Source organism: Pasteurella sp. XG20 (assembly GCF_018968665.1).
Lineage (GTDB): Bacteria > Pseudomonadota > Gammaproteobacteria > Enterobacterales > Pasteurellaceae > Pasteurella > Pasteurella multocida.
On record NZ_CP076656.1, the window covers coordinates 126,168 to 145,734 of the forward strand.

General features: G+C 41.4%; 21 protein-coding genes. 15 read left to right on the forward strand and 6 right to left on the reverse strand.

The features are described 5' to 3' along the window. Positions 1-2: 2 nt before the first annotated feature. From bioC to KPF51_RS00560, 3 genes are all read left to right on the forward strand, one after another. Complete coding sequence (bioC, locus tag KPF51_RS00550; protein ID WP_064661129.1) at positions 3-758, forward strand: malonyl-ACP O-methyltransferase BioC; 756 nt, start codon at positions 3-5, stop codon at positions 756-758. A gap of 17 nt (positions 759-775) precedes the next feature. Beyond that, a complete protein-coding gene (gene bioD, locus KPF51_RS00555) occupies positions 776-1,417 on the forward strand; it encodes a dethiobiotin synthase (RefSeq protein ID WP_005724996.1) in 642 nt (213 codons plus the stop codon). Between the two features lie 129 nt (positions 1,418-1,546). Then, entirely contained in the window at positions 1,547-2,305 is a 759-nt protein-coding gene (locus tag KPF51_RS00560) for a carbonic anhydrase (RefSeq protein ID WP_064972535.1), read from the forward strand. A gap of 103 nt (positions 2,306-2,408) precedes the next feature. On the opposite strand, the gene oppF is transcribed toward KPF51_RS00560, so the two are convergent. From oppF to KPF51_RS00585, 5 genes are all read right to left on the reverse strand, one after another. After that, positions 2,409-3,398 (reverse strand): murein tripeptide/oligopeptide ABC transporter ATP binding protein OppF, encoded by a 990-nt coding sequence (gene oppF, locus KPF51_RS00565; protein ID WP_005755531.1) that lies wholly within the window; start codon positions 3,396-3,398, stop codon positions 2,409-2,411. Further along, positions 3,395-4,387, reverse strand: coding sequence for an ABC transporter ATP-binding protein (locus tag KPF51_RS00570; RefSeq protein ID WP_005719387.1), 993 nt, complete (start codon positions 4,385-4,387; stop codon positions 3,395-3,397). The genes oppF and KPF51_RS00570 overlap by 4 nt, the downstream gene beginning before the upstream one ends. A 21-nt stretch (positions 4,388-4,408) precedes the next feature. Next, positions 4,409-5,320, reverse strand: coding sequence for an oligopeptide ABC transporter permease OppC (gene oppC, locus KPF51_RS00575; protein WP_005725001.1), 912 nt, complete (start codon positions 5,318-5,320; stop codon positions 4,409-4,411). Between the two features lie 27 nt (positions 5,321-5,347). Beyond that, the gene (gene oppB, locus KPF51_RS00580) at positions 5,348-6,268 is read right to left on the reverse strand and encodes an oligopeptide ABC transporter permease OppB (protein WP_005725003.1); all 921 of its coding nucleotides are present in this window, start codon (positions 6,266-6,268) and stop codon (positions 5,348-5,350) included. Between the two features lie 97 nt (positions 6,269-6,365). After that, positions 6,366-8,012, reverse strand: coding sequence for an ABC transporter substrate-binding protein (locus KPF51_RS00585; RefSeq protein WP_005755533.1), 1,647 nt, complete (start codon positions 8,010-8,012; stop codon positions 6,366-6,368). 291 nt (positions 8,013-8,303) lie between these two features. Between KPF51_RS00585 and yceD the strand changes: the two genes are divergently transcribed. The 9 genes from yceD (at position 8,304) to KPF51_RS00630 (ending at position 15,923) form a co-directional block, all read left to right on the forward strand. Then, complete coding sequence (gene yceD, locus KPF51_RS00590; protein ID WP_005719396.1) at positions 8,304-8,828, forward strand: 23S rRNA accumulation protein YceD; 525 nt, start codon at positions 8,304-8,306, stop codon at positions 8,826-8,828. A 17-nt stretch (positions 8,829-8,845) separates the two neighbouring features. Continuing rightward, positions 8,846-9,016, forward strand: coding sequence for a 50S ribosomal protein L32 (gene rpmF, locus KPF51_RS00595; protein ID WP_005719398.1), 171 nt, complete (start codon positions 8,846-8,848; stop codon positions 9,014-9,016). Positions 9,017-9,045: 29 nt separating this feature from the next. Next, positions 9,046-10,065, forward strand: a complete 1,020-nt coding sequence (gene plsX / locus KPF51_RS00600) for a phosphate acyltransferase PlsX (RefSeq protein WP_005737187.1) — start codon at positions 9,046-9,048, stop codon at positions 10,063-10,065. 79 nt (positions 10,066-10,144) lie between these two features. Next, on the forward strand, positions 10,145-11,098 hold the full coding sequence (locus KPF51_RS00605) for a beta-ketoacyl-ACP synthase III (RefSeq protein WP_005719402.1): 954 nt from the start codon (positions 10,145-10,147) through the stop codon (positions 11,096-11,098). A gap of 61 nt (positions 11,099-11,159) precedes the next feature. Next, complete coding sequence (gene fabD / locus KPF51_RS00610) at positions 11,160-12,098, forward strand: ACP S-malonyltransferase (protein WP_061406259.1); 939 nt, start codon at positions 11,160-11,162, stop codon at positions 12,096-12,098. Positions 12,099-12,121: 23 nt separating this feature from the next. Continuing rightward, entirely contained in the window at positions 12,122-12,850 is a 729-nt protein-coding gene (gene fabG, locus KPF51_RS00615; protein WP_005725020.1) for a 3-oxoacyl-ACP reductase FabG, read from the forward strand. A 260-nt stretch (positions 12,851-13,110) separates the two neighbouring features. Next, positions 13,111-13,341, forward strand: a complete 231-nt coding sequence (gene acpP / locus KPF51_RS00620) for an acyl carrier protein (protein ID WP_005725021.1) — start codon at positions 13,111-13,113, stop codon at positions 13,339-13,341. Between the two features lie 228 nt (positions 13,342-13,569). Continuing rightward, positions 13,570-14,901, forward strand: a complete 1,332-nt coding sequence (locus KPF51_RS00625; RefSeq protein ID WP_005719410.1) for an anaerobic C4-dicarboxylate transporter — start codon at positions 13,570-13,572, stop codon at positions 14,899-14,901. Between the two features lie 113 nt (positions 14,902-15,014). Further along, on the forward strand, positions 15,015-15,923 hold the full coding sequence (locus KPF51_RS00630) for a DUF2167 domain-containing protein (RefSeq protein ID WP_061406258.1): 909 nt from the start codon (positions 15,015-15,017) through the stop codon (positions 15,921-15,923). Positions 15,924-15,970: 47 nt separating this feature from the next. Here the strand turns inward: KPF51_RS00630 and rho are convergent, their stop codons facing one another. After that, complete coding sequence (gene rho, locus KPF51_RS00635) at positions 15,971-17,233, reverse strand: transcription termination factor Rho (protein WP_005725026.1); 1,263 nt, start codon at positions 17,231-17,233, stop codon at positions 15,971-15,973. 213 nt (positions 17,234-17,446) lie between these two features. On the opposite strand from rho, the gene rhlB reads away from it, so the two are divergent. The 3 genes from rhlB to rlmH are packed head-to-tail and all read left to right on the forward strand — an operon-like array spanning position 17,447 to position 19,557. Further along, complete coding sequence (gene rhlB / locus KPF51_RS00640) at positions 17,447-18,718, forward strand: ATP-dependent RNA helicase RhlB (protein WP_005752382.1); 1,272 nt, start codon at positions 17,447-17,449, stop codon at positions 18,716-18,718. A gap of 56 nt (positions 18,719-18,774) precedes the next feature. After that, on the forward strand, positions 18,775-19,086 hold the full coding sequence (rsfS, locus tag KPF51_RS00645) for a ribosome silencing factor (protein ID WP_005755549.1): 312 nt from the start codon (positions 18,775-18,777) through the stop codon (positions 19,084-19,086). A 3-nt stretch (positions 19,087-19,089) separates the two neighbouring features. Next, entirely contained in the window at positions 19,090-19,557 is a 468-nt protein-coding gene (rlmH, locus tag KPF51_RS00650) for a 23S rRNA (pseudouridine(1915)-N(3))-methyltransferase RlmH (protein ID WP_005719416.1), read from the forward strand. Positions 19,558-19,567 lie beyond the last annotated feature (10 nt).

The window sequence follows — 19,567 nt, forward strand, 5'->3', positions numbered from 1 at the left end:
ACATGGATCGTATTGATAAAGGACGCATTAAACAGCGTTTTTCTGCCGCTGTGTCGAACTATGATCAGCAAGCGAGAGCACAACAGCAGATTCACCAACGTTTGCTTAGTTTACTGTCGTATATCGATAGACAAGCATTCCAACGTGCATTAGAGATTGGATGTGGTACTGGTGGATTGACGAAGCAATTAATGTCACAGTTGCAGGTTGAACACTGGGAGCTGAATGACCTTTGCGATATGCGAGAGCATCTGCAATCAGTGTTGCCCCAACCTTTTCACTTCCATTGTGGCGATGCGGAACAACTTCCCTTTCCGCAGCAGTATGATTTGATTGCCAGTGCTTCCGTGGTGCAATGGTTTGAAGATAAAGCGGGTTTTATTGCGCGTTGTAAAGTGCGCTTAAAAAAGCACGGATTTTTGTTATTCAGTACTTTCACGCCCGAGAATTTAACACAGATCAAACACCTCACCGGTGTGGGGTTAACCTATCCATGTCTTGAGGACTGGCAAAAGTGGCTAGTGCCTGAATTTGAGATTTTAGCCCTCGAACACGAGGAGATTGTGTTGCACTTTGATGATCCCTTAGCGGTGTTAAAACATTTGAAACAAACAGGCGTTACTGCCACACAGCAGCAAGGGTGGACAAAAGGGCAATTGCACGCCTTTTGCCAACAATATCAACAACATTACCGTAACGCACAACACAAAGTAGAACTCACTTACACGCCGATGTATGTGTTGGCGCGTTTAACCTAACCTTAGAAGGAAAAAGTATGGCAAAGGTTTTTTTTATCACTGGCATTGACACCGATATTGGCAAAACCATCGCCACAGGTTGGTACGCCAAGAAACTGATGCAACAAGGCGCGAGTGTCATCACGCAAAAGATGATCCAAACAGGCTGCCGAGGAATTGCCGAAGATTTACTTACACACCGAAAAATACAAGGTATTGAGCTTACAGAAGAAGATAAGCAAGGTATCACTTGTCCTTATGTGTTTGATTATCCTTGCTCACCGCATTTAGCCGCGAAATTAGAACAGCGCACGATCGAACGTAAAAAAATTGAAACCTGCACCGCACTTTTGTGTGAAAAATATGATTATGTATTATTGGAAGGGGCGGGCGGCTTGTGTGTACCTTATAATGAGGAAGAAACCACCCTTGATTATCTTTGTCAGCATCAATACCCCGTGATTTTAGTCACCTCTGGCAAGCTAGGTAGTATTAATCATACCTTATTGAGTTTACAAGTACTCAACTCCAAAAGAGTAAGTGTGCATGCTGTGATATACAACTTGTATCCGGAAACAGATCAAGTCATTAGCCAAGAAACACAACATTTTTTACGTCGTTATTTAGAGAAATACTCGCCTAATACCTTATTTGAAGTAATGGATTTGATTTCGGTCTAAGATATATTCTTGAGCAAGTTATACTTGAAATGGAGTGTTGTTTTGCCTAAGATGAAAGCGTCTCGGATTAAGACATCATTGAGTTTAGGTTGTCTCATCAATTCATCTCTTTTAATCAGGAGCTAGGCTATGAAAAAATCAAACCTTTTTGTGCTTACGTTAGGTGCATTAGCATTGACAGCGTGTACAAGCCCCCTTAAGAAAGAAGAAACGCACACGCATTGGGGATACACCGGACACGAATCGCCAGAACATTGGGCTGAACTTTCACCCAAATTCCGTATTTGTGGCGAAGGTAAAAACCAAACACCAATAGATATCAAGCATACGATTGATGGTAAGTTAGCGCCGATTAAGCTGGATTATCGACCTTCCAATGTGGAGATTATCAATAATGGGCATACTATTCAAGTGGATTTCAAAGAGGCAAGTAATCACATGCAGCTTAATGGAAAGACCTTTACCCTTAAACAATTCCATTTCCATGTGCCGAGTGAAAACTTAATTCGAGGCAAATCCTTCCCGATGGAAGCACATTTTGTACACGCAGACAATGAAGGGAATCTTGCTGTGCTTGGTGTGCTCTATGTATTATCCAGTGAAAACCAACGGTTAGCCCCAATTTGGCAAAACTTCCCGCAAAAAGCAGGGGAGAAATATACGCTTAGTACCGCTTTTGACCCAGCAACATTAATTCCGAAAAAACGCGATTACTATCGTTTCAGCGGGTCATTAACCACACCACCTTGTTCTGAAGGTGTAAATTGGTTAGTGTTAAAACACTATGACAACATTAGCCAATCTCAAGTTGAGGCGTTTGCGACTTTGATGAAAGGACACAATAATCGTCCAGTGCAACCGATCAATGCACGTGTGATTGTTGAATAACTTCTCTGTATCGTAATCCCTATCTCAGAGCGAAAGTATCACGAAAGTTTGACTGTGAATATTCGCAAAAAAACAACCGCACTTTTTTGTGCGGTTGTGTGTATTACTCGGCTTTAAAACAAGCAACAACGTGATTATCTCGTCCTTTGAGGAGCGGTTTGTCTGCAATACAGTGTTGATCTGCCAGTGGGCAACGGGTGCGGAACACACAGCCAGACGGCGGATTAATCGGGGAAGGGAGATCGCCTTCAAGCAATTGAATTTGTTTATTGCGTTCTAATTGCGGATCAGGAATCGGTACCGCAGACATCAAAGCTTTAGTATAAGGATGCTTAGTATCGTGATAGACTTGTTCATAGTCACCTAATTCCACCGCGTTACCAAGATACATGACCAAAACACGATCGGAAATGTGTTTCACCACAGCAAGGTCGTGTGCAATGAAAATCAATGATAGCCCCATTTCGCGTTGTAAAGATTTCAATAAATTCACTACTTGTGCTTGGATTGAAACATCTAAGGCGGACACTGGCTCATCGCAAATAATGAGTTTTGGTTCCACAATCAAGGCGCGCGCAATCCCGATACGCTGACATTGTCCACCCGAAAATTCATGTGGATAGCGATTGATTAAGTTAGGTAATAAGCCCACTTTCATCATCATCGCGCGTACTTTTTCTTTTACTTCTTCCGCGGTTAAATGGGGTTGGTAAATTTTTAATGGTTCTGCAATGATACTGCCAATGGTCATCCGTGGATTCAGGGAGGCTAAAGGATCTTGGAAAATCATTTGAATATCGCTACGGATCGCTTTCCATTCTTTCGCACTTTGCTGAGTTAACTCCTTACCTAGCCATAAAATATTACCGCCAGAGCTTTCCACTAAGCCAATAATCGCGCGTGCGAGAGTTGATTTTCCACAGCCCGATTCACCGACCACACCTAAGGTTTCGCCTTCGTATAACTGAAAAGAGACATGATTGACAGCCTTTAAAGTTTGGTGTTTAGCAAAGAATAAAGATTTCGTATCTTTGATGTTGAAATGAACGCTTAAATCCTTCACTTCTAGGATCACTTTTTTCTCTGTGTTCATGATGCGTTACCTCGGATTAATTGCTCGGCAGGGACAAAACAAGCGCGTAAACGTTGATCATTTAACAAGGTTAACGCCGGTGCTTTGAGGCATTGTTTAGTTGCATGAACGCAACGTGGTTGGAAAGGACAGCCACTCGGTAAGCGTAATAAGTTAGGTGGATTACCCGGAATAGTAATGAGTTCTTCTTCCTGTCCGTCAACGCGAGGCACTGCACCAATTAAGCCGATAGAATAAGGGTGGCTTGGGGTATAGAAAATTTGCTCAGCGGTGCCGTATTCCATGGTTCTGCCTGCATACATCACCAACACATTATCGCAAATTCCTGCGACCACACCGAGATCGTGAGTAATCATGATAATGGCGGTATTAAACTCACTTTTTAATTCGTTTAATAAGGTCATGATTTGAGCTTGGACTGTCACATCAAGTGCTGTGGTCGGTTCGTCAGCAATCAGTAATTTAGGACGACAAAGTAACGCCATGGCAATCATCACACGTTGACGCATCCCACCTGAAAATTCATGCGGATACATATTCATACGTTTACGTGACTCCGGCATTTTCACCGCATCTAACATCCGTACCGATTCTTCAAACGCAGTTTTATGATCCATGCCTTTATGCAACATCAGTACTTCCATTAGCTGTTCGCCGATTTTCATATAAGGGTTCAGCGAGGTCATTGGATCTTGGAAGATCATCGCAATTTGTTCAGCACGCAAGCGGTTAAGTTGTGTTTCAGGCAAGTTGAGAATTTCTTGTCCATTAAATTTTGCTGAGCCTGAAATTCGCCCGTTATCTGCTAATAGCCCCATTAGAGCAAAAGCGGTTTGCGATTTTCCTGAGCCAGATTCGCCGACAATGCCGAGGGTTTCACCGGCATTTAAAGAAAAAGTCAGATCATTGACGGCAGTAACATCGCCATCTGGGGTCTTAAAAGTTACGCGCAAATCTTGTACATCGAGTAATAAATTGTGAGTTGTCATTTTTCTCTCCAAGCGCGGGTATTAACGGTCTTTCGGGTCAAGCGCATCACGTAACCCGTCACCGATAAAGTTAAAACAAAATAGGGTAATGACTAAAAAGAGTGCGGGGAAGATTAAGAGCCAAGGCGCGGCTTCCATGGATTTTGCACCGTCATTGAGAAGACCGCCCCAGCTACTTAAAGGCTCCTGTGTGCCGAGACCTAAGAAACTTAAAAAGGATTCAAATAAGATCATGCCTGGTACAAGTAAAGAGGCATAAACGACTACGACACCAAGTACGTTTGGCACAATATGACGCCAAACAATTTGGCGTGAAGATACACCGCACACAATCGCAGCTTCAATAAATTCTTTTTGTTTCAAACTCAAGGTTTGTCCACGTACAATCCTTGCCATATCGAGCCAAGACACCATGCCAATTGCGACGAAGATTAAGAAAATGTTCCGTCCAAAGAAAGTGACTAAAAGGATAACAAAGAACATGAAAGGAAAGGAGTTAAGAATTTCCAAAAAGCGCATCATAAAGGTATCGACTTTGCCACCAATATAGCCAGATGTAGCACCATATAAGGTTCCGACTAAGACTGCAATTAAGGCACCAGCAATGCCGACTAACAGAGAAATACGTCCTCCGATCGCCACACGTACTAATAAATCACGCCCCGAGGCATCTGTACCAAAATAGTGCATGGTTTCCCACTCAGGTGGAATCGAAATTGCACCAAAATCAAGTTCGTCATAGGGGTAAGGCATGAGCATTGGCGCAAAAATGACGAACAAGCTAATGCAAAATAACACAAATAAGCTGGTTAATGCGGCTTTATTATGAAAAAAACGACGACGTGCATCTTGCCATAAGCTACGACCTTCAAGCGTGTCTAATTTTTCTGTCACCGCTTCTAGCAATTCAGTATCTTTTTGATTGTTTAACATGAGTTGACTTCCTACAACAATTGCCAATTAATAACGGATTTTGGGATCAATCACCGCATAAAGAATATCGACGATCGCATTGAATGCGATGGTTAAGGCGCCGACTAAAATAGTGAGGCTTAGGACAAGTGAGTAATCACGATTCAGTGCGCCATTCACAAACAGTTGACCAATCCCGGGAATACCAAAAATACTTTCGATCACCATGGAGCCAGTAATAATCCCCACGAAAGCGGGTCCCATATAAGAAATGACGGGCAGCATCGCCGGACGTAAAGCGTGTTTGAGTAGGATACGACGCATCGGTAAGCCTTTTGCTTTAGCTGTACGAATGAAGTTGGAATGTAGGACTTCAATCATGGAACCACGGGTAATACGTGCAATACTTGCAATATAAGAAAGGCACAGAGCAATCATGGGCATCAGCATGAATTTAAATGCACCACCTTCCCAACCGCCAGACGGTAACCATTTTAATGAAATAGAGAAAATTAAAACTAACAATGGGGCAACAACAAAGCTGGGGATGACCACCCCAGTCATAGCAAAGGTCATGATCACATAATCAAGCCATTTATTCTGTTTCAGTGCGGCAATAGTACCTGCACTGACGCCAAGGATAAGTGCGACAAAGAACGCGGAAATGCCGAGTTTGAATGACACAGGAAAGGCGGCTGATACGAGCTGATTGACGGTATAGTCTTTGTATTTAAAAGAAGGACCAAAATCACCATGCGCAAGATCTTTTAAATAGATCAGGTATTGTTTATAAAGTGGCTCATTTAAATGATATTTGGCTTCAATATTGGCGATCACTTCCGCTGGGTAATTTTTTTCACTGGTAAAGGGGCTACCTGGCGCTAAGCGCATCATGAAAAATGAAATCGTAATTAAAATAAAAAGCGTTGGAATTGCCTGTAAAAGACGGCGAAGAATTAATTTAAACATACAAGATAATCCAATCCATAGATCGCAAGGTGCGAAAACTAAAAAAGTGCGGTCGGTGTGACCCAAGTCGTGACCGCACTAAAATATATCAAAATGATTATTTGACTAAATAAACATCTTTTAGATAGAAGTTCTTACCAGGATGATTGATTGGGAATCCTTTCACATAAGGTTTCACCATACGTGGATCAACATAGTAATAGACTGGAACCAATGCAGCATCTTTAGCAAGTTGCGCTTCGAGTTTGGCATAAATCTCTGCGCGTTGAGCATCTGTTTCAGCTAAGTACGTTTCTGAAAGCAGTTTGTCAAATTCAGCACTCTTATAGAAAGCCGTGTTATTACTACTGGTTGATAAGAAGTAATTTAAGAAAGTACTTGCTTCATTATAGTCCGCACACCAACCTGCACGCGTTACTTGATAGTTACCTTGATGACGTGTATCTAAGTAAGTTTTCCACTCTTTGTTTTCTAACGTCACTTTTACGGCACCTGCGAGGTTTTTTTGCCACAATGAAGAGGCGGCTAAAGCAATTTTTTTGTGGTTTTCAGAAGTGTTGTATAGCAATGTGAAATTCAATGGATTGCTCTTATCAAAGCCTGCTTCTTTTAACAAGGCTACAGCTTGTTTATTACGCTCAGCTTGCGGGAGTGCGACCCAATCTGGTTTTTCGATTTTTTCACCACCGTTAATATATGGCGGTGTAAAGCTATACGCCGGTACTTGACCTTGTGCTGTCACTTTTTCTGTAATGATGTCGCGATCGAGTGCCATCGCAAGGGCTTTTCTGACACGTACATCATCAAATGGTGGTTTCTTGTGGTTAATTTCATACAAATAAGTACAAAGTGACGCAGGGGTATAAACTTCATTTGGGTATTCTTGTTTTAGTTTACTAAACAGCTCGACTGGTAAAGCGTGGTTGGTGATGTCTAAATCCCCTGCACGATAACGTGCCACGTCAGTATTTTCTGATTCAATTGGGTACAGTGTTACACTTGTTAAAACGGTTTTCGCATGATCCCAATAATGTGGGTTTGGCACTAATTCTAATTTTTCATTAATTGTCCAATTTTTGACCGTAAATGCGCCATTACCCACGATATTTTTTACATCTGTCCATTTGTCACCGAATTGTTCAACTAATTTTTTGTTGACTGGTGCTAAGACATAATGCTCGGTTAATTTATCTGCATAAGGCACGCTTGCCGATAAGGTCAGTTCTAACGTATGCGCATCGAGTGCTTTAACACCGAGTTCTGTAATTGGTTTTTTACCCGCTACGACATCTTCTGCATTCAATAATTTGAGGTATTTTAGATAGCTAGAATAAGGTGATGCGGTGTTTGGATCGGCTAAACGTTGGAAAGAGAAAACGAAATCTTCAGCTGTGACAGGTTCACCATTTGACCATTTTGCGTCTGGACGAAGATGGAATGTCCATTTTTTAAAGTCTGGGCTATGTTCCCATTTGATCGCTGCACCTGGGATAATATGTCCTTCTGCATCAGAGATCACTAGGGTTTCGAATAATTGACGGGAGGTAAAGCCTTCTGGTGTTCCTTCAATTTTATGTGGATCTAATGAAGCAGGATTGGAGCCAATATTCCAACGTAATTCTTGTTTGGCGGCTAATTCGGTGCCTGCGGGTACTTCTGCTGCGAAGGTTGTTTGCGTCGCAAAAAGCGTAAAGATACTTGCTAATGCCACATTAAGTCCTGTTTTTTTCATTGTGTTTGTCATAGTTTTCCCTTTATTTTATGAGTAAAAAGAAATTCTATTAATAAAGCAAAAAAATCAGACTGTAAAGTGCCGAACGTGTTATTTGTGAGCTATTTTTGATAAAATTTGAATCAACACTCTCTTTTTTCCTGTTATCTTGCATTTTTGCTACGTTTTATTAACAATTCGCCATAAGGCTTTTGTATTGAAAAGTGGAGAAAATCATTTTTCTTATACTTTCTCATGAGGTTCACGTAAAAAGTAATAATTTCCTTTGACTATTTTGTTCTCAAACGGTAATATTCACGCCCTATGCAAAAGGTAAAATTACCCCTAACTGTTGACCCAGTAAAAGATGCGCAGCGACGCTTAGATTATGATGGCTATTACGCTATTAATCAGTTGACGCGCCTTAATGAGTCAGTAAGTAAAGTGCTCAGCGATGCACAGGTTAGATTATCGTTTTTTATTGATCCACAAAAATTAGTGGTCATGAAGGGGCAAGCAAGTGTAGAAGTAGAGTTAATCTGCCAACGTTGTGAAAAGCCCTTCGTGCAAATGATTGACTGTACTTTTTGTTACAGTCCAGTGGCTAATTTGGATCAAGCCGATGTATTGCCCGAAATTTATGAACCAATCGAATTTAACGCGTTTGGGGAAATAGATTTAGTTGGTGCGATTGAAGATGAATTAATTTTAAGTCTGCCAATAGTGCCAATGCATTCATCTGAACACTGTGAAGTGTCCGTGGCTGAACAGGTTTTTGGCGAATTGCCCGAAGCGCTGGCAAAAAAACCGAACCCGTTCGCTGTATTAGCTAGTTTAAAGCAAAAGTAAATTTAGGAGTATAGCCAATGGCTGTTCAACAAAACAAAAAATCTCGTTCACGTCGTGATATGCGTCGTTCACACGATGCCTTAACCACTGCTGCAATATCTGTTGATAAAGCAAGTGGTGAAAAGCATTTACGTCACCATGTAACTGCTGATGGTTACTATCGTGGTCGTAAAGTGATTAACAAATAATTTCTAGTTTATTTAGAAAAGGTAATCACTTGAGTCGTCTAACCCTTGCGTTAGATGTGATGGGCGGGGACATTGGTCCCCGTATTACTATCCCCGCATCCCTCATTGCGTTGGAAAAAGATCCAATGCTTTCTTTATTATTGTTTGGTGATAGCCAACAAATCCTTCCTCTGCTTGAAAATATTCCTGCGTCAATGAAAGAACGTCTGACAGTCTGTCATTGTTCACGTACGATTGATAATGAACATGGTATTTCCTATGCCTTACGTCATAGTAAAGGCACCTCAATGCGTTTAGCAATTGAAGCGGTGCAGAAAGGGGATGCGCAAGGTTGTGTGAGTGCGGGTAATACCGCAGCGTTAATGGGATTGTCGAAGATCTTATTGCAACCTTTAAAAGGGATTCAGCGTCCCGCTTTGATTTCCGTGATTCCCACTGTGGATGGTGGAAAAAGTGTGATGCTTGATCTGGGCGCCAATATTGATTGTGACGCAGAAAACTTGTATCAATTTGCATTAATGGGCAGTATTTTTGCTGAAAATACCTTAAACTTAGTCTATCCTAGAATTGCCTTATTGAATATCGGTAGTGAAGATATTAAAGGACATAAGTCGATTCGTGATGCGGCGATGTTATTAGAAAAAGATCCCGCGTTGAATTACACGGGGTTTATTGAGGGTAACTTTCTATTAAATGGTCAAGCCGATGTGATTGTCAGTGATGGTTTTGTAGGAAATGTGGCATTGAAAACCCTTGAAGGTGCGGCAAAAAATGTGATCGCCTTGATTAAAGGGAAATCGAAAAATAGTCTGTTAAAACCGCTATTTTCTTGGTTACTCACCCATATTTTTAAAGAGAGTTATCAACGTTTAAAGCGAATTAATCCTGATGAATACAATGGTGCTTCCTTGATTGGATTAACGGCAGTTGTTGTCAAAAGTCATGGTAGTGCAAATAGCGATGCGTTTGCTTATGCGATTGCTGATGCAGCATTTCAAACACGTCAGCAAATCCCAACAAAAATTCTGGCTGGTTTAGAAAAGTACTAGCTGTATCAATATTAAAAAAATAATAGGTTAGAGCAACTTCAATTAGCCCATTTGGCTACGATTTTTAACGAGATTTCTTATGTATAGTAAAATCTTATCCACCGGGAGTTATTTACCCAAACATATCCGTACGAATGCCGATTTAGAAAAAATGGTGGACACCTCTGATGAATGGATTTCGGAACGTACTGGCATCAAAGAACGTCGCATTGCTGAAGCAAGCGAAACTGTGGCAACTATGGGATTTGAAGCTGCCCAGAATTGCTTAGCGGTATCGCCTATGGATGTCAATGAGATTGATCTTATTGTCGTCGCGACGACTAGCGCAACACATGCTTTTCCAAGTACGGCATGTCAAATTCAGAAAATGCTCGGTATAAAAGACGCGATTGCGTTTGATGTCGCAGCAGCCTGTTCGGGCTTTGTTTACGCCTTAACCGTTGCTGATCAATTTATCCGTACCGGAAAAGTAAAAAAAGCCCTCGTGATTGGGGCGGATCTCTTTTCCCGCGCGTTAAATCCAGAGGATCGAGGCACGATTATTTTATTTGGTGATGGTGCCGGTGCTGTGATTTTAGAAGCAAGTGAGCAAGCGGGGATCATTTCAACGCATTTACATGCAACAGGCGAAAGTGCTGAAGTCTTAACCTTAGCTAATCAGGCGCGCGGTATTGAATCCGATCCTGCCTATTTAGAAATGCAGGGTAACGCAACTTTTAAAATTGCAGTACGCGAATTAGCAAATGTGGTGGAAGAAACCTTAGAAGCCAACCAGTTAGATAAGAAAGATATTGATTGGTTAGTTCCACATCAGGCGAACTTGCGGATTATTTCCGCTACCGCAAAAAAATTAGATATGGATATGTCACAAGTCGTGGTTACACTTGATCGCCATGGCAATACGTCTGCAGGCAGTATTCCAAGTGCGCTTGATGAGGCGGTGCGTGATGGACGTATTCAGCGTGGACAATTGTTGTTATTAGAAGCATTCGGCGGTGGTCTGACTTGGGGATCGGCGTTAGTTAGGTTTTAATAGCCGGAATTGACTTAAAGTGCGGTCAGTTTTCAGTATTTTTAAAAATAAGGAAAATAACATGAAAAAATTTGCAATGGTTTTTCCAGGACAAGGCTCTCAAGCTGTAGGAATGTTAGCGGAATTAGCCACAGAATATCCTGTGGTGGAAGAGACCTTTAAACAAGCTTCGGATGTGTTAGGTTATGACTTATGGCAACTTGTGCAACAAGGACCTGCGGAAGAACTGAATAAAACTTGGCAAACACAACCAGCACTGTTAGCCGCATCTGTTGCTATTTATCGTGTATGGCAAGAGAAATATCCTCATTTGAAGCCAGACGTGATGGCTGGACATAGCTTAGGTGAATATTCTGCTTTAGTATGCGCGGGCGCACTTGATTTCCAAGATGCAGTCAAATTAGTGGAGCTGCGTGGTAAATTAATGCAACAAGCGGTTCCCGAAGGGACCGGCGCGATGTATGCGATTATTGGTTTAGATAATGAAGCTATCATCAGTGCCTGTGCCGACGCAGCACAAGGTGAGGTGGTGTCTGCGGTGAATTTTAACTCGCCGGGGCAAGTGGTGATCGCGGGAGCAAAAGCGGCGGTTGAGCGTGCCGCAGCTGCTTGTAAAGACGCCGGGGCAAAACGTGCCCTGCCTTTAGCGGTAAGTGTGCCTTCTCATTGTGCGTTAATGAAACCAGCAGCAGATCAATTAGCCGTGTCTTTAGATAATATTGCGATTAGAACACCAACTACAGCGGTGATCAATAATGTGGATGTCGCGTGTGAAACGGAAAATAGTGAAATTCGTCACGCACTTGTTCGTCAATTATATAGTCCAGTGCGTTGGACAGAAACCGTTGAATGTATGGCAAAAGATGGCGTGCAGGTTTTAGTTGAAGTCGGTCCAAACAAAGTCTTGACGGGGTTAACAAAACGTATCGTCGCTGATTTACAAGCTACTGCGGTTAATGATCTGACATCATTAAATGCGGTTGATGAACTATTCGCTTAACTCATTAAAAAAGGGGAGATTCAATGCAGGGTAAAATTGCATTAGTAACAGGCGCAACGCGTGGTATTGGTCGTGCGATTGCAGAAGAATTAAGTGCAAAAGGCGCATTTGTTATCGGTACAGCAACGTCTGAAAAAGGCGCAGAAAGTATTTCTGCCTATTTAGGCGAGAAAGGTAAAGGGCTTGTGCTGAACGTGTCTGATCTTGCCTCGATTGAAACAACGCTAGAGAAAATCAAAGCAGATTTCGGTGAGATTGATATTTTAGTCAATAATGCAGGCATTACACGTGATAATCTGTTAATGCGTATGAAAGATGAAGAATGGTTTGATATCATGCAAACTAATTTAACTTCGGTGTATCACTTATCAAAAGCCATGTTGCGTTCTATGATGAAAAAGCGTTTTGGTCGCATTATTACGATTGGTTCAGTAGTCGGATCGATGGGTAATCCTGGTCAAACTAACTATTGTGCTGCAAAAGCAGGCTTGATTGGTTTTAGTAAAGCGCTTGCAAAAGAAGTGGCTTCTCGTGGTATTACTGTGAATGTAGTAGCGCCTGGTTTTATCGCAACCGATATGACAGATGTGTTAACAGAAGAGCAAAAAGCCGGTATTTTATCTCAAGTTCCAGCAGGGCGTTTAGGTGATCCAAAAGATATTGCCAAAGCGGTCGCCTTTTTAGCTTCGGATGATGCGGGTTATATTACAGGTACTACATTACATGTGAATGGTGGGATGTATACCAACTAATAGTCATAATGCAATTACAGATTTTAGGGGATAAAAGCATAGCCAAATTTTTTGCTTAATGTTAAAATCCCCCTCGCATGTAACTTGGTTACGCCACTTTAAGCGTATATGAAGTAACGTAACTATATTTTCACTGTATGTGTTTTTTGAAAAATGCTTTTAAGGTTTGACCACCGACAAAAATCATTGTAACTTTACAAAAAATATATACACTACTAACTCATCGCAGTGAGCGAAAAACTAAACATAGGAAGAAACAAATGAGCATTGAAGAACGCGTAAAAAAAATCATCGTTGAACAATTAGGCGTTAAAGAAGACGAAGTTAAACCTGAAGCGTCTTTCGTTGAAGATTTAGGTGCGGATTCTTTAGATACTGTTGAATTAGTCATGGCTTTAGAAGAAGAGTTCGATATCGAAATTCCAGACGAAGAAGCTGAGAAAATCACGACAGTTCAATCTGCGATCGATTACGTTCAAAACAATCAATAATTCGTATTTAGGCGGTGTTATCACCGCCTAAATTTTTTCTCTTTTCTCTTCTGATTATGCCTTTTCTTATCCCTCCTTTTTTCGCCAATTTCATTTCTTTGATTTAAACCAAAAAATTGTTTAATTCTTATAAAAAATTACATCAAAGAGAATGAAAACGATTGTGTGCAAAGAGAAATCAAGTATGATTGTTTCTAGAATTTTTTATAACATTTTAGAGGTATATTTATGCTTTATTTAGAGTTTTTATTCCTGCTGGTCGCCCTTTATTTGGGTAGCCGTTTTGGCGGGATCGGGCTTGGTGTGGTATCTGGTATTGGTTTATTAATTGAAGTCTTTATTTTCCGCATGCCTCCAACTTCACCACCGATTGAAGTGATGTTAATTATTTTAGCCGTCGTGACTTGTGCTTCCATTTTAGAAGCCGCGGGCGGGTTAAAATTCATGTTGCAGATCGCAGAGCGAGTGTTACGTAGTAATCCAAAACGTGTCACCATTTTGGGACCTTTAGTGACATATACGATGACCTTTATGCTCGGTACGGGTCATGCCGTTTATTCGATTATGCCAATCATTGGTGATGTGGCATTAAAAAATAAAATTCGTCCAGAACGCCCGATGGCTGCGGCTTCTGTGGCTTCACAACTTGCGATTACGTCGAGCCCAATTTCTGCGGCAGTGGTGTATTATTTAGCACAAATCGTTGCCCTACCGGGTTTTGAACATGTCACCTTGTTAAGCATCATTTCTGTGACTGTACCGGCGACTTTAATCGGCACGATTGCATTGTCTTTATATAGCTTACGTCGCGGTAAAGAACTCGAGGCTGATCCTGAGTATCAGCGTCGTTTAGAAGATCCAGTTTGGCGTGATCGTATTTTAAATACTACGAGTACATCTTTAAACGAAACATTACCTCCAGCGGCAAGACATGCGGTTTATTTATTCTTATTAGCCTTAATTACTATTGTAATTATCGCGATGTTCCCTGAGATTCGTACTATTGGTGAAGCGAAAAAACCGATTTCTATGTCATTAATTATTCAAATGATGATGCTCGGTTTTGGCGGGATTATTTTATTGGTGACTAAAACCAATGTCCAAACTGTACCAAATGGGGTGGTCTTTAAATCGGGTATGGTTGCAGCCATTGCGATTTTCGGTATCGCCTGGATGAGTGATACTTATTTCCAATATGCAATGCCGTCGTTTAAAGCGGGTATTACAGAAATGGTACAAACCTATCCATGGACATTTGCCTTTGCCTTGTTTGCGGTATCTGTGGTGATTAACAGCCAAGCAGCAACCGCACGGATGTTATTACCAGTAGGGATTGCGATGGGATTACCAGCACCATTACTTATCGGATTAATGCCGGCAACCTATGGTTATTTCTTTATCCCGAACTATCCATCTGATATTGCCACCGTGAACTTTGATGTGACAGGCACAACCAAAATTGGTAAATATTACTTTAACCACAGTTTCATGGTGCCGGGATTAATTGGTGTGGTGACAGCCTGTTGTGTAGGATATACCTTGGCACAAATTCTGATTTAAGTATTCTTTTTCTGTTTTCCCATGCGGTCATAAAGTAATTTATTGACCGCATTTTTTTACTTGAGCATAATCAATACCTTGATATTCAGTAGGCACTTAGGAATCGACAACTCATGAAAATACTTATCAAATTGACCGCACTTTTACTATTAGGATTGAGCTGGCATGTGAATGCAGAGAACAGCGCAGAAGAAGATTGGCTTTATGAGCAACTCTTTTCACAAGCCATTGAAGGTCCTGCAACTATTCCTTTAGCGGATCAAGCCACTTTCACTTTGCCCGCAGGGATGATTTTTCTACCAGCGGAAGAAGCTAATCAATATATGGAATTAATCGGCAATAATCAGATCTTGGAACGTCTTGGTATTGTGATGGAAGATAATGAGGATTCCGAATGGATAGCAGATATTCTGTTCGATGATGTGGGCTATGTATCTGATAAAGAGGCGCGTAAGTGGGATGCTCAAGCACTTTTTACTGCTTTGCGTGAAGGAGATGAAGAACAAAATAAAATTCGTCGCGAGAGAGGTATCGCAGAAATTGAAATGGTAGATTGGATTCAAAAACCGACCTATGATGAAAAAAATAACCGTTTGATTTGGGCGGTTAATTTAAAAGAAGTAGGACCTTATGCCAATCCTGAGTTGGATAATACCATTAATTACAATACTTATGTGTTAGGTCGTGAAGGCTATATTGAATTAGGGTTTATTACAGGCGAGGATCGGATTAAAGCGGAACAACATATTGCGCAAGATTTACTATCACGGATTCGTTTTAATACAGGAAAGCGCTATGCTGATTTTGATCCAGCTACAGATGCAGTCTATGAACATGGCTTAACGAGCTTAATTGGCGGTATTACTTTAGCCACAAAAGTTGGTTTATTTGCTGTGATAACGGCTTTTGTGGCGAAATTTTGGAAAATACTGGTGGTTGTGTTGTTGGCGCTCGGATTTGTCTTGAAAGGGCTTTGGCGTAACAAAGCAAAAAAAGAAGCAAATAAGCAGATTGTCGAATAAAGAAAAAGCCTCAAAATTGATTTTGAGGCTTTTATTTCGTGATGAGGTTATGAACGTTTCATCATTTCAAAAAACTCATCATTGGTTTTGGCGACCATGAGTTTATCAATGAGGAATTCCATCGCTTCCACTTCGCCCATTGGATGTAAAATTTTACGTAGGATCCACATTTTTTGTAGTTCATCTGGGCTTGTGAGTAAATCTTCTTTACGGGTGCCTGAACGGTTGAAGTCAATGGCTGGGAAAACGCGTTTTTCGGCAATTTTGCGCGAAAGATGCAATTCCATATTACCGGTTCCTTTGAACTCTTCAAAGATAACTTCGTCCATTTTTGAGCCCGTATCTACGAGTGCTGTGGCGATAATGGTTAAGCTACCACCTTCTTCGACATTACGTGCCGCACCGAAGAAACGTTTTGGACGGTGTAACGCATTAGCATCCACACCACCAGAAAGAATTTTGCCTGATGCCGGAGTGACGGTGTTATAAGCACGTGCCAAACGTGTAATTGAATCAAGGAGGATCACCACGTCTTTTTTATGCTCAACAGAACGTTTTGCTTTCTCAATCACCATTTCAGCGACTTGTACGTGGCGAGTTGCGGGTTCATCAAAGGTCGAAGCAATCACTTCACCTTTAACCGAACGTTGCATTTCAGTCACTTCTTCTGGACGTTCGTCAATTAATAACACGATCAATTCACATTCAGGGTAATTGTAAGTAATGCTTTGTGCGATGTTTTGTAACAACATGGTTTTACCGGCTTTGGGTGGCGCCACAATCAAACCACGTTGCCCTTTACCAATCGGGGAGGCTAAATCCAAAATGCGGGCAGTTAGATCTTCCGTTGAGCCGTTACCTCGCTCCATTCTGAGACGAGAGTTCGCATGTAAAGGGGTTAAGTTTTCGAATAAAATCTTGCTACGGGACACTTCAGGTCGGTCGTCATTGACTTGATCGACTTTTAATAACGCAAAATAACGTTCACCTTCTTTAGGTGGACGAATTTTACCTTCAATTTTATCACCTGTTTGTAAGTTGAAACGACGGATTTGACTTGGTGAAACATAGATATCATCAGGACCGGCAAGGTAGGAACTGTCAGCGGAGCGTAAGAAACCGAAACCATCGGGTAGAATTTCTAACACACCACCACCAAAGATGTCCTCACCGCTTTTAGCGTGTTGTTTTAAGATTGCGAAGACAATGTCTTGTTTGCGTAGGCGAGCTAGATTTTCCAAGCCCATTTGACCTTCACCGAGTTCCACTAATTCAGAAACGGGTCTATTTTTAAGTTCTGTAAGATGCATAATATTTGAGGGTTGTTATTGATTTGATTATAAAGAATAAAAAAGGTGAATATGTGATTTTTTAGAATGTGCGTAAATTATCACTAAAACCTATGGGTGTCTAGTTTTAGTACGGTGTTTTTACTAAAAAAGTGAAAAAGTGCGGTCATTTTTTGGGGATTTTATCACTTCGTGCTATTCTTAACGCAATTTTTCTCACAGATTTATTCTTTTATGCAAAATAATTATTTATCGCAACTTCGTTTTTCTGATTTACCCTTGCACCATCAGGTGCTTGCTGCGTTACAAGAAAAAGGCTTTGATTACTGTACCCCGATTCAAGCACTTTCTTTGCCAATGAGTTTGGCGGGAAAAGATGTGGCTGGACAAGCACAAACCGGTACAGGCAAAACGATGGCGTTTTTAACAGCGACCTTTCATCATTTATTAACTCAACAAGGCGATAAAGGGGGACGTCAGCCACGCGCCTTGATTCTTGCACCAACGCGTGAGCTTGCTGTTCAAATCAATAATGATGCAGCGTTACTTACGAAAGCCACAGGATTAAAAACAGGACTTGCCTATGGTGGCGATGGCTATGAGAAACAACTCAAAGCCATTGAGCAAGGTGTTGATATTTTAATTGGTACCACTGGACGTGTGATTGACTATGTGAAACAAGGCATTGTGCGTTTAGACAAAATTCAAGTGGTCGTGTTAGATGAAGCGGATCGGATGTTTGATCTTGGCTTTATTAAAGATATTCGTTATTTATTGCGTAAATGCCCAGCGCCACAACACCGTTTGACCATGCTATTTTCTGCGACCTTATCCTATAAAGTGCGCGAATTGGCGTTTGAGGATATGAATGATCCGGAATATGTAGAAATTGAACCCTTACAAAAAACGGGACATCGTATTAAAGAAGAACTTTTTTATCCTTCAAACCAAGATAAGATGGCGTTGTTGCTCACGTTGTTAGAAGAAGAATGGCCAGAACGTTGCATTATTTTTGCTAACACGAAACATCGTTGTGAAGATATCTGGGGCTATCTGGCGGCAGATGGTCACCGTGTGGGGCTACTCACTGGCGATGTCGCACAGAAAAAACGCCTTTCACTGTTGAAGCAATTTACCGAAGGTCATTTGGATATTCTCGTGGCGACCGATGTGGCTGCACGTGGTTTACATATCTCTGATGTGTCGCATGTGTTTAATTATGATTTGCCAGATGATCGCGAGGACTATGTACACCGTATCGGTCGTACTGGGCGTGCGGGGGAGAGTGGAGTGTCGATTAGTTTTGCGTGTGAAGAATATGCGATGAATTTGCCCGCAATTGAAGAATATATCTCACATAGTATTCCTGTCAGTCAATATGATGTGGCGGCGTTATTGACCTTGCCAAAACCGTATCGGATCAAGCGTGGCAATAACAACAGCAAAAATAGTGCAAATTCAAACCGCACTTTTCAGAAAAAGCGCAGTCTAAAACGAAACTTTTAAGCTCATTGAAGTCGTGATAGAATTTGCGACTTTTTTATCATGAAGGAAAGCCTATTTTGAATACCTTAGTCGATTTTATTATTGATAAATTAGATGATTTAAAAGCCACGGATATTTTACGCTTAGATGTGCGTGGCAAATCGCCGATTACTGATGATATGGTAATTTGTACTGGCAACTCGAGTCGTCATGTGTCTTCGCTGGCACAAAATTTGATTACGGAATGTAAACAAGCAGGATTTGAAACCTTTGGCGATGAAGGACAGGAAACGGCAGATTGGATCGTCGTTGATTTAGGGCAAGCGATTGTGCATATTATGCAAGCAGACAGTCGAGAGATGTATCAGCTTGAGAAACTATGGGGCTAATCAGTGAAGATTCAACTGATTGCCGTGGGTACCAAAATGCCGAACTGGGTGACGACGGGATTTGAAGAATATCAACGTCGTTTTCCCAAAGAGATGCCTTTTGAGCTTATTGAAATTCCAGCCGGAAAACGCGGTAAAAATGCGGATATTAAACGTATTTTAGAACAAGAAGGCAAAGCGATGTTAGCCGCGTGTGGAAAAAGCCGTATCGTCACGTTAGATATTCCCGGTAAACCTTGGACTACGGAGCAATTGGCTACGCAGCTAGAGGTCTGGAAAAACGATGGGCGTGATCTCAGTTTACTGATTGGTGGTCCAGAAGGGCTGTCTGCCGAATGTAAAGCAGCAGCAGAACAAAGTTGGTCATTATCACCGCTTACGCTACCGCATCCGCTCGTGCGTGTTGTGGTCGCCGAGAGTTTGTATCGTGCTTGGTCTGTGACCATGAATCATCCATATCATCGTGAATAATGCTGTGATT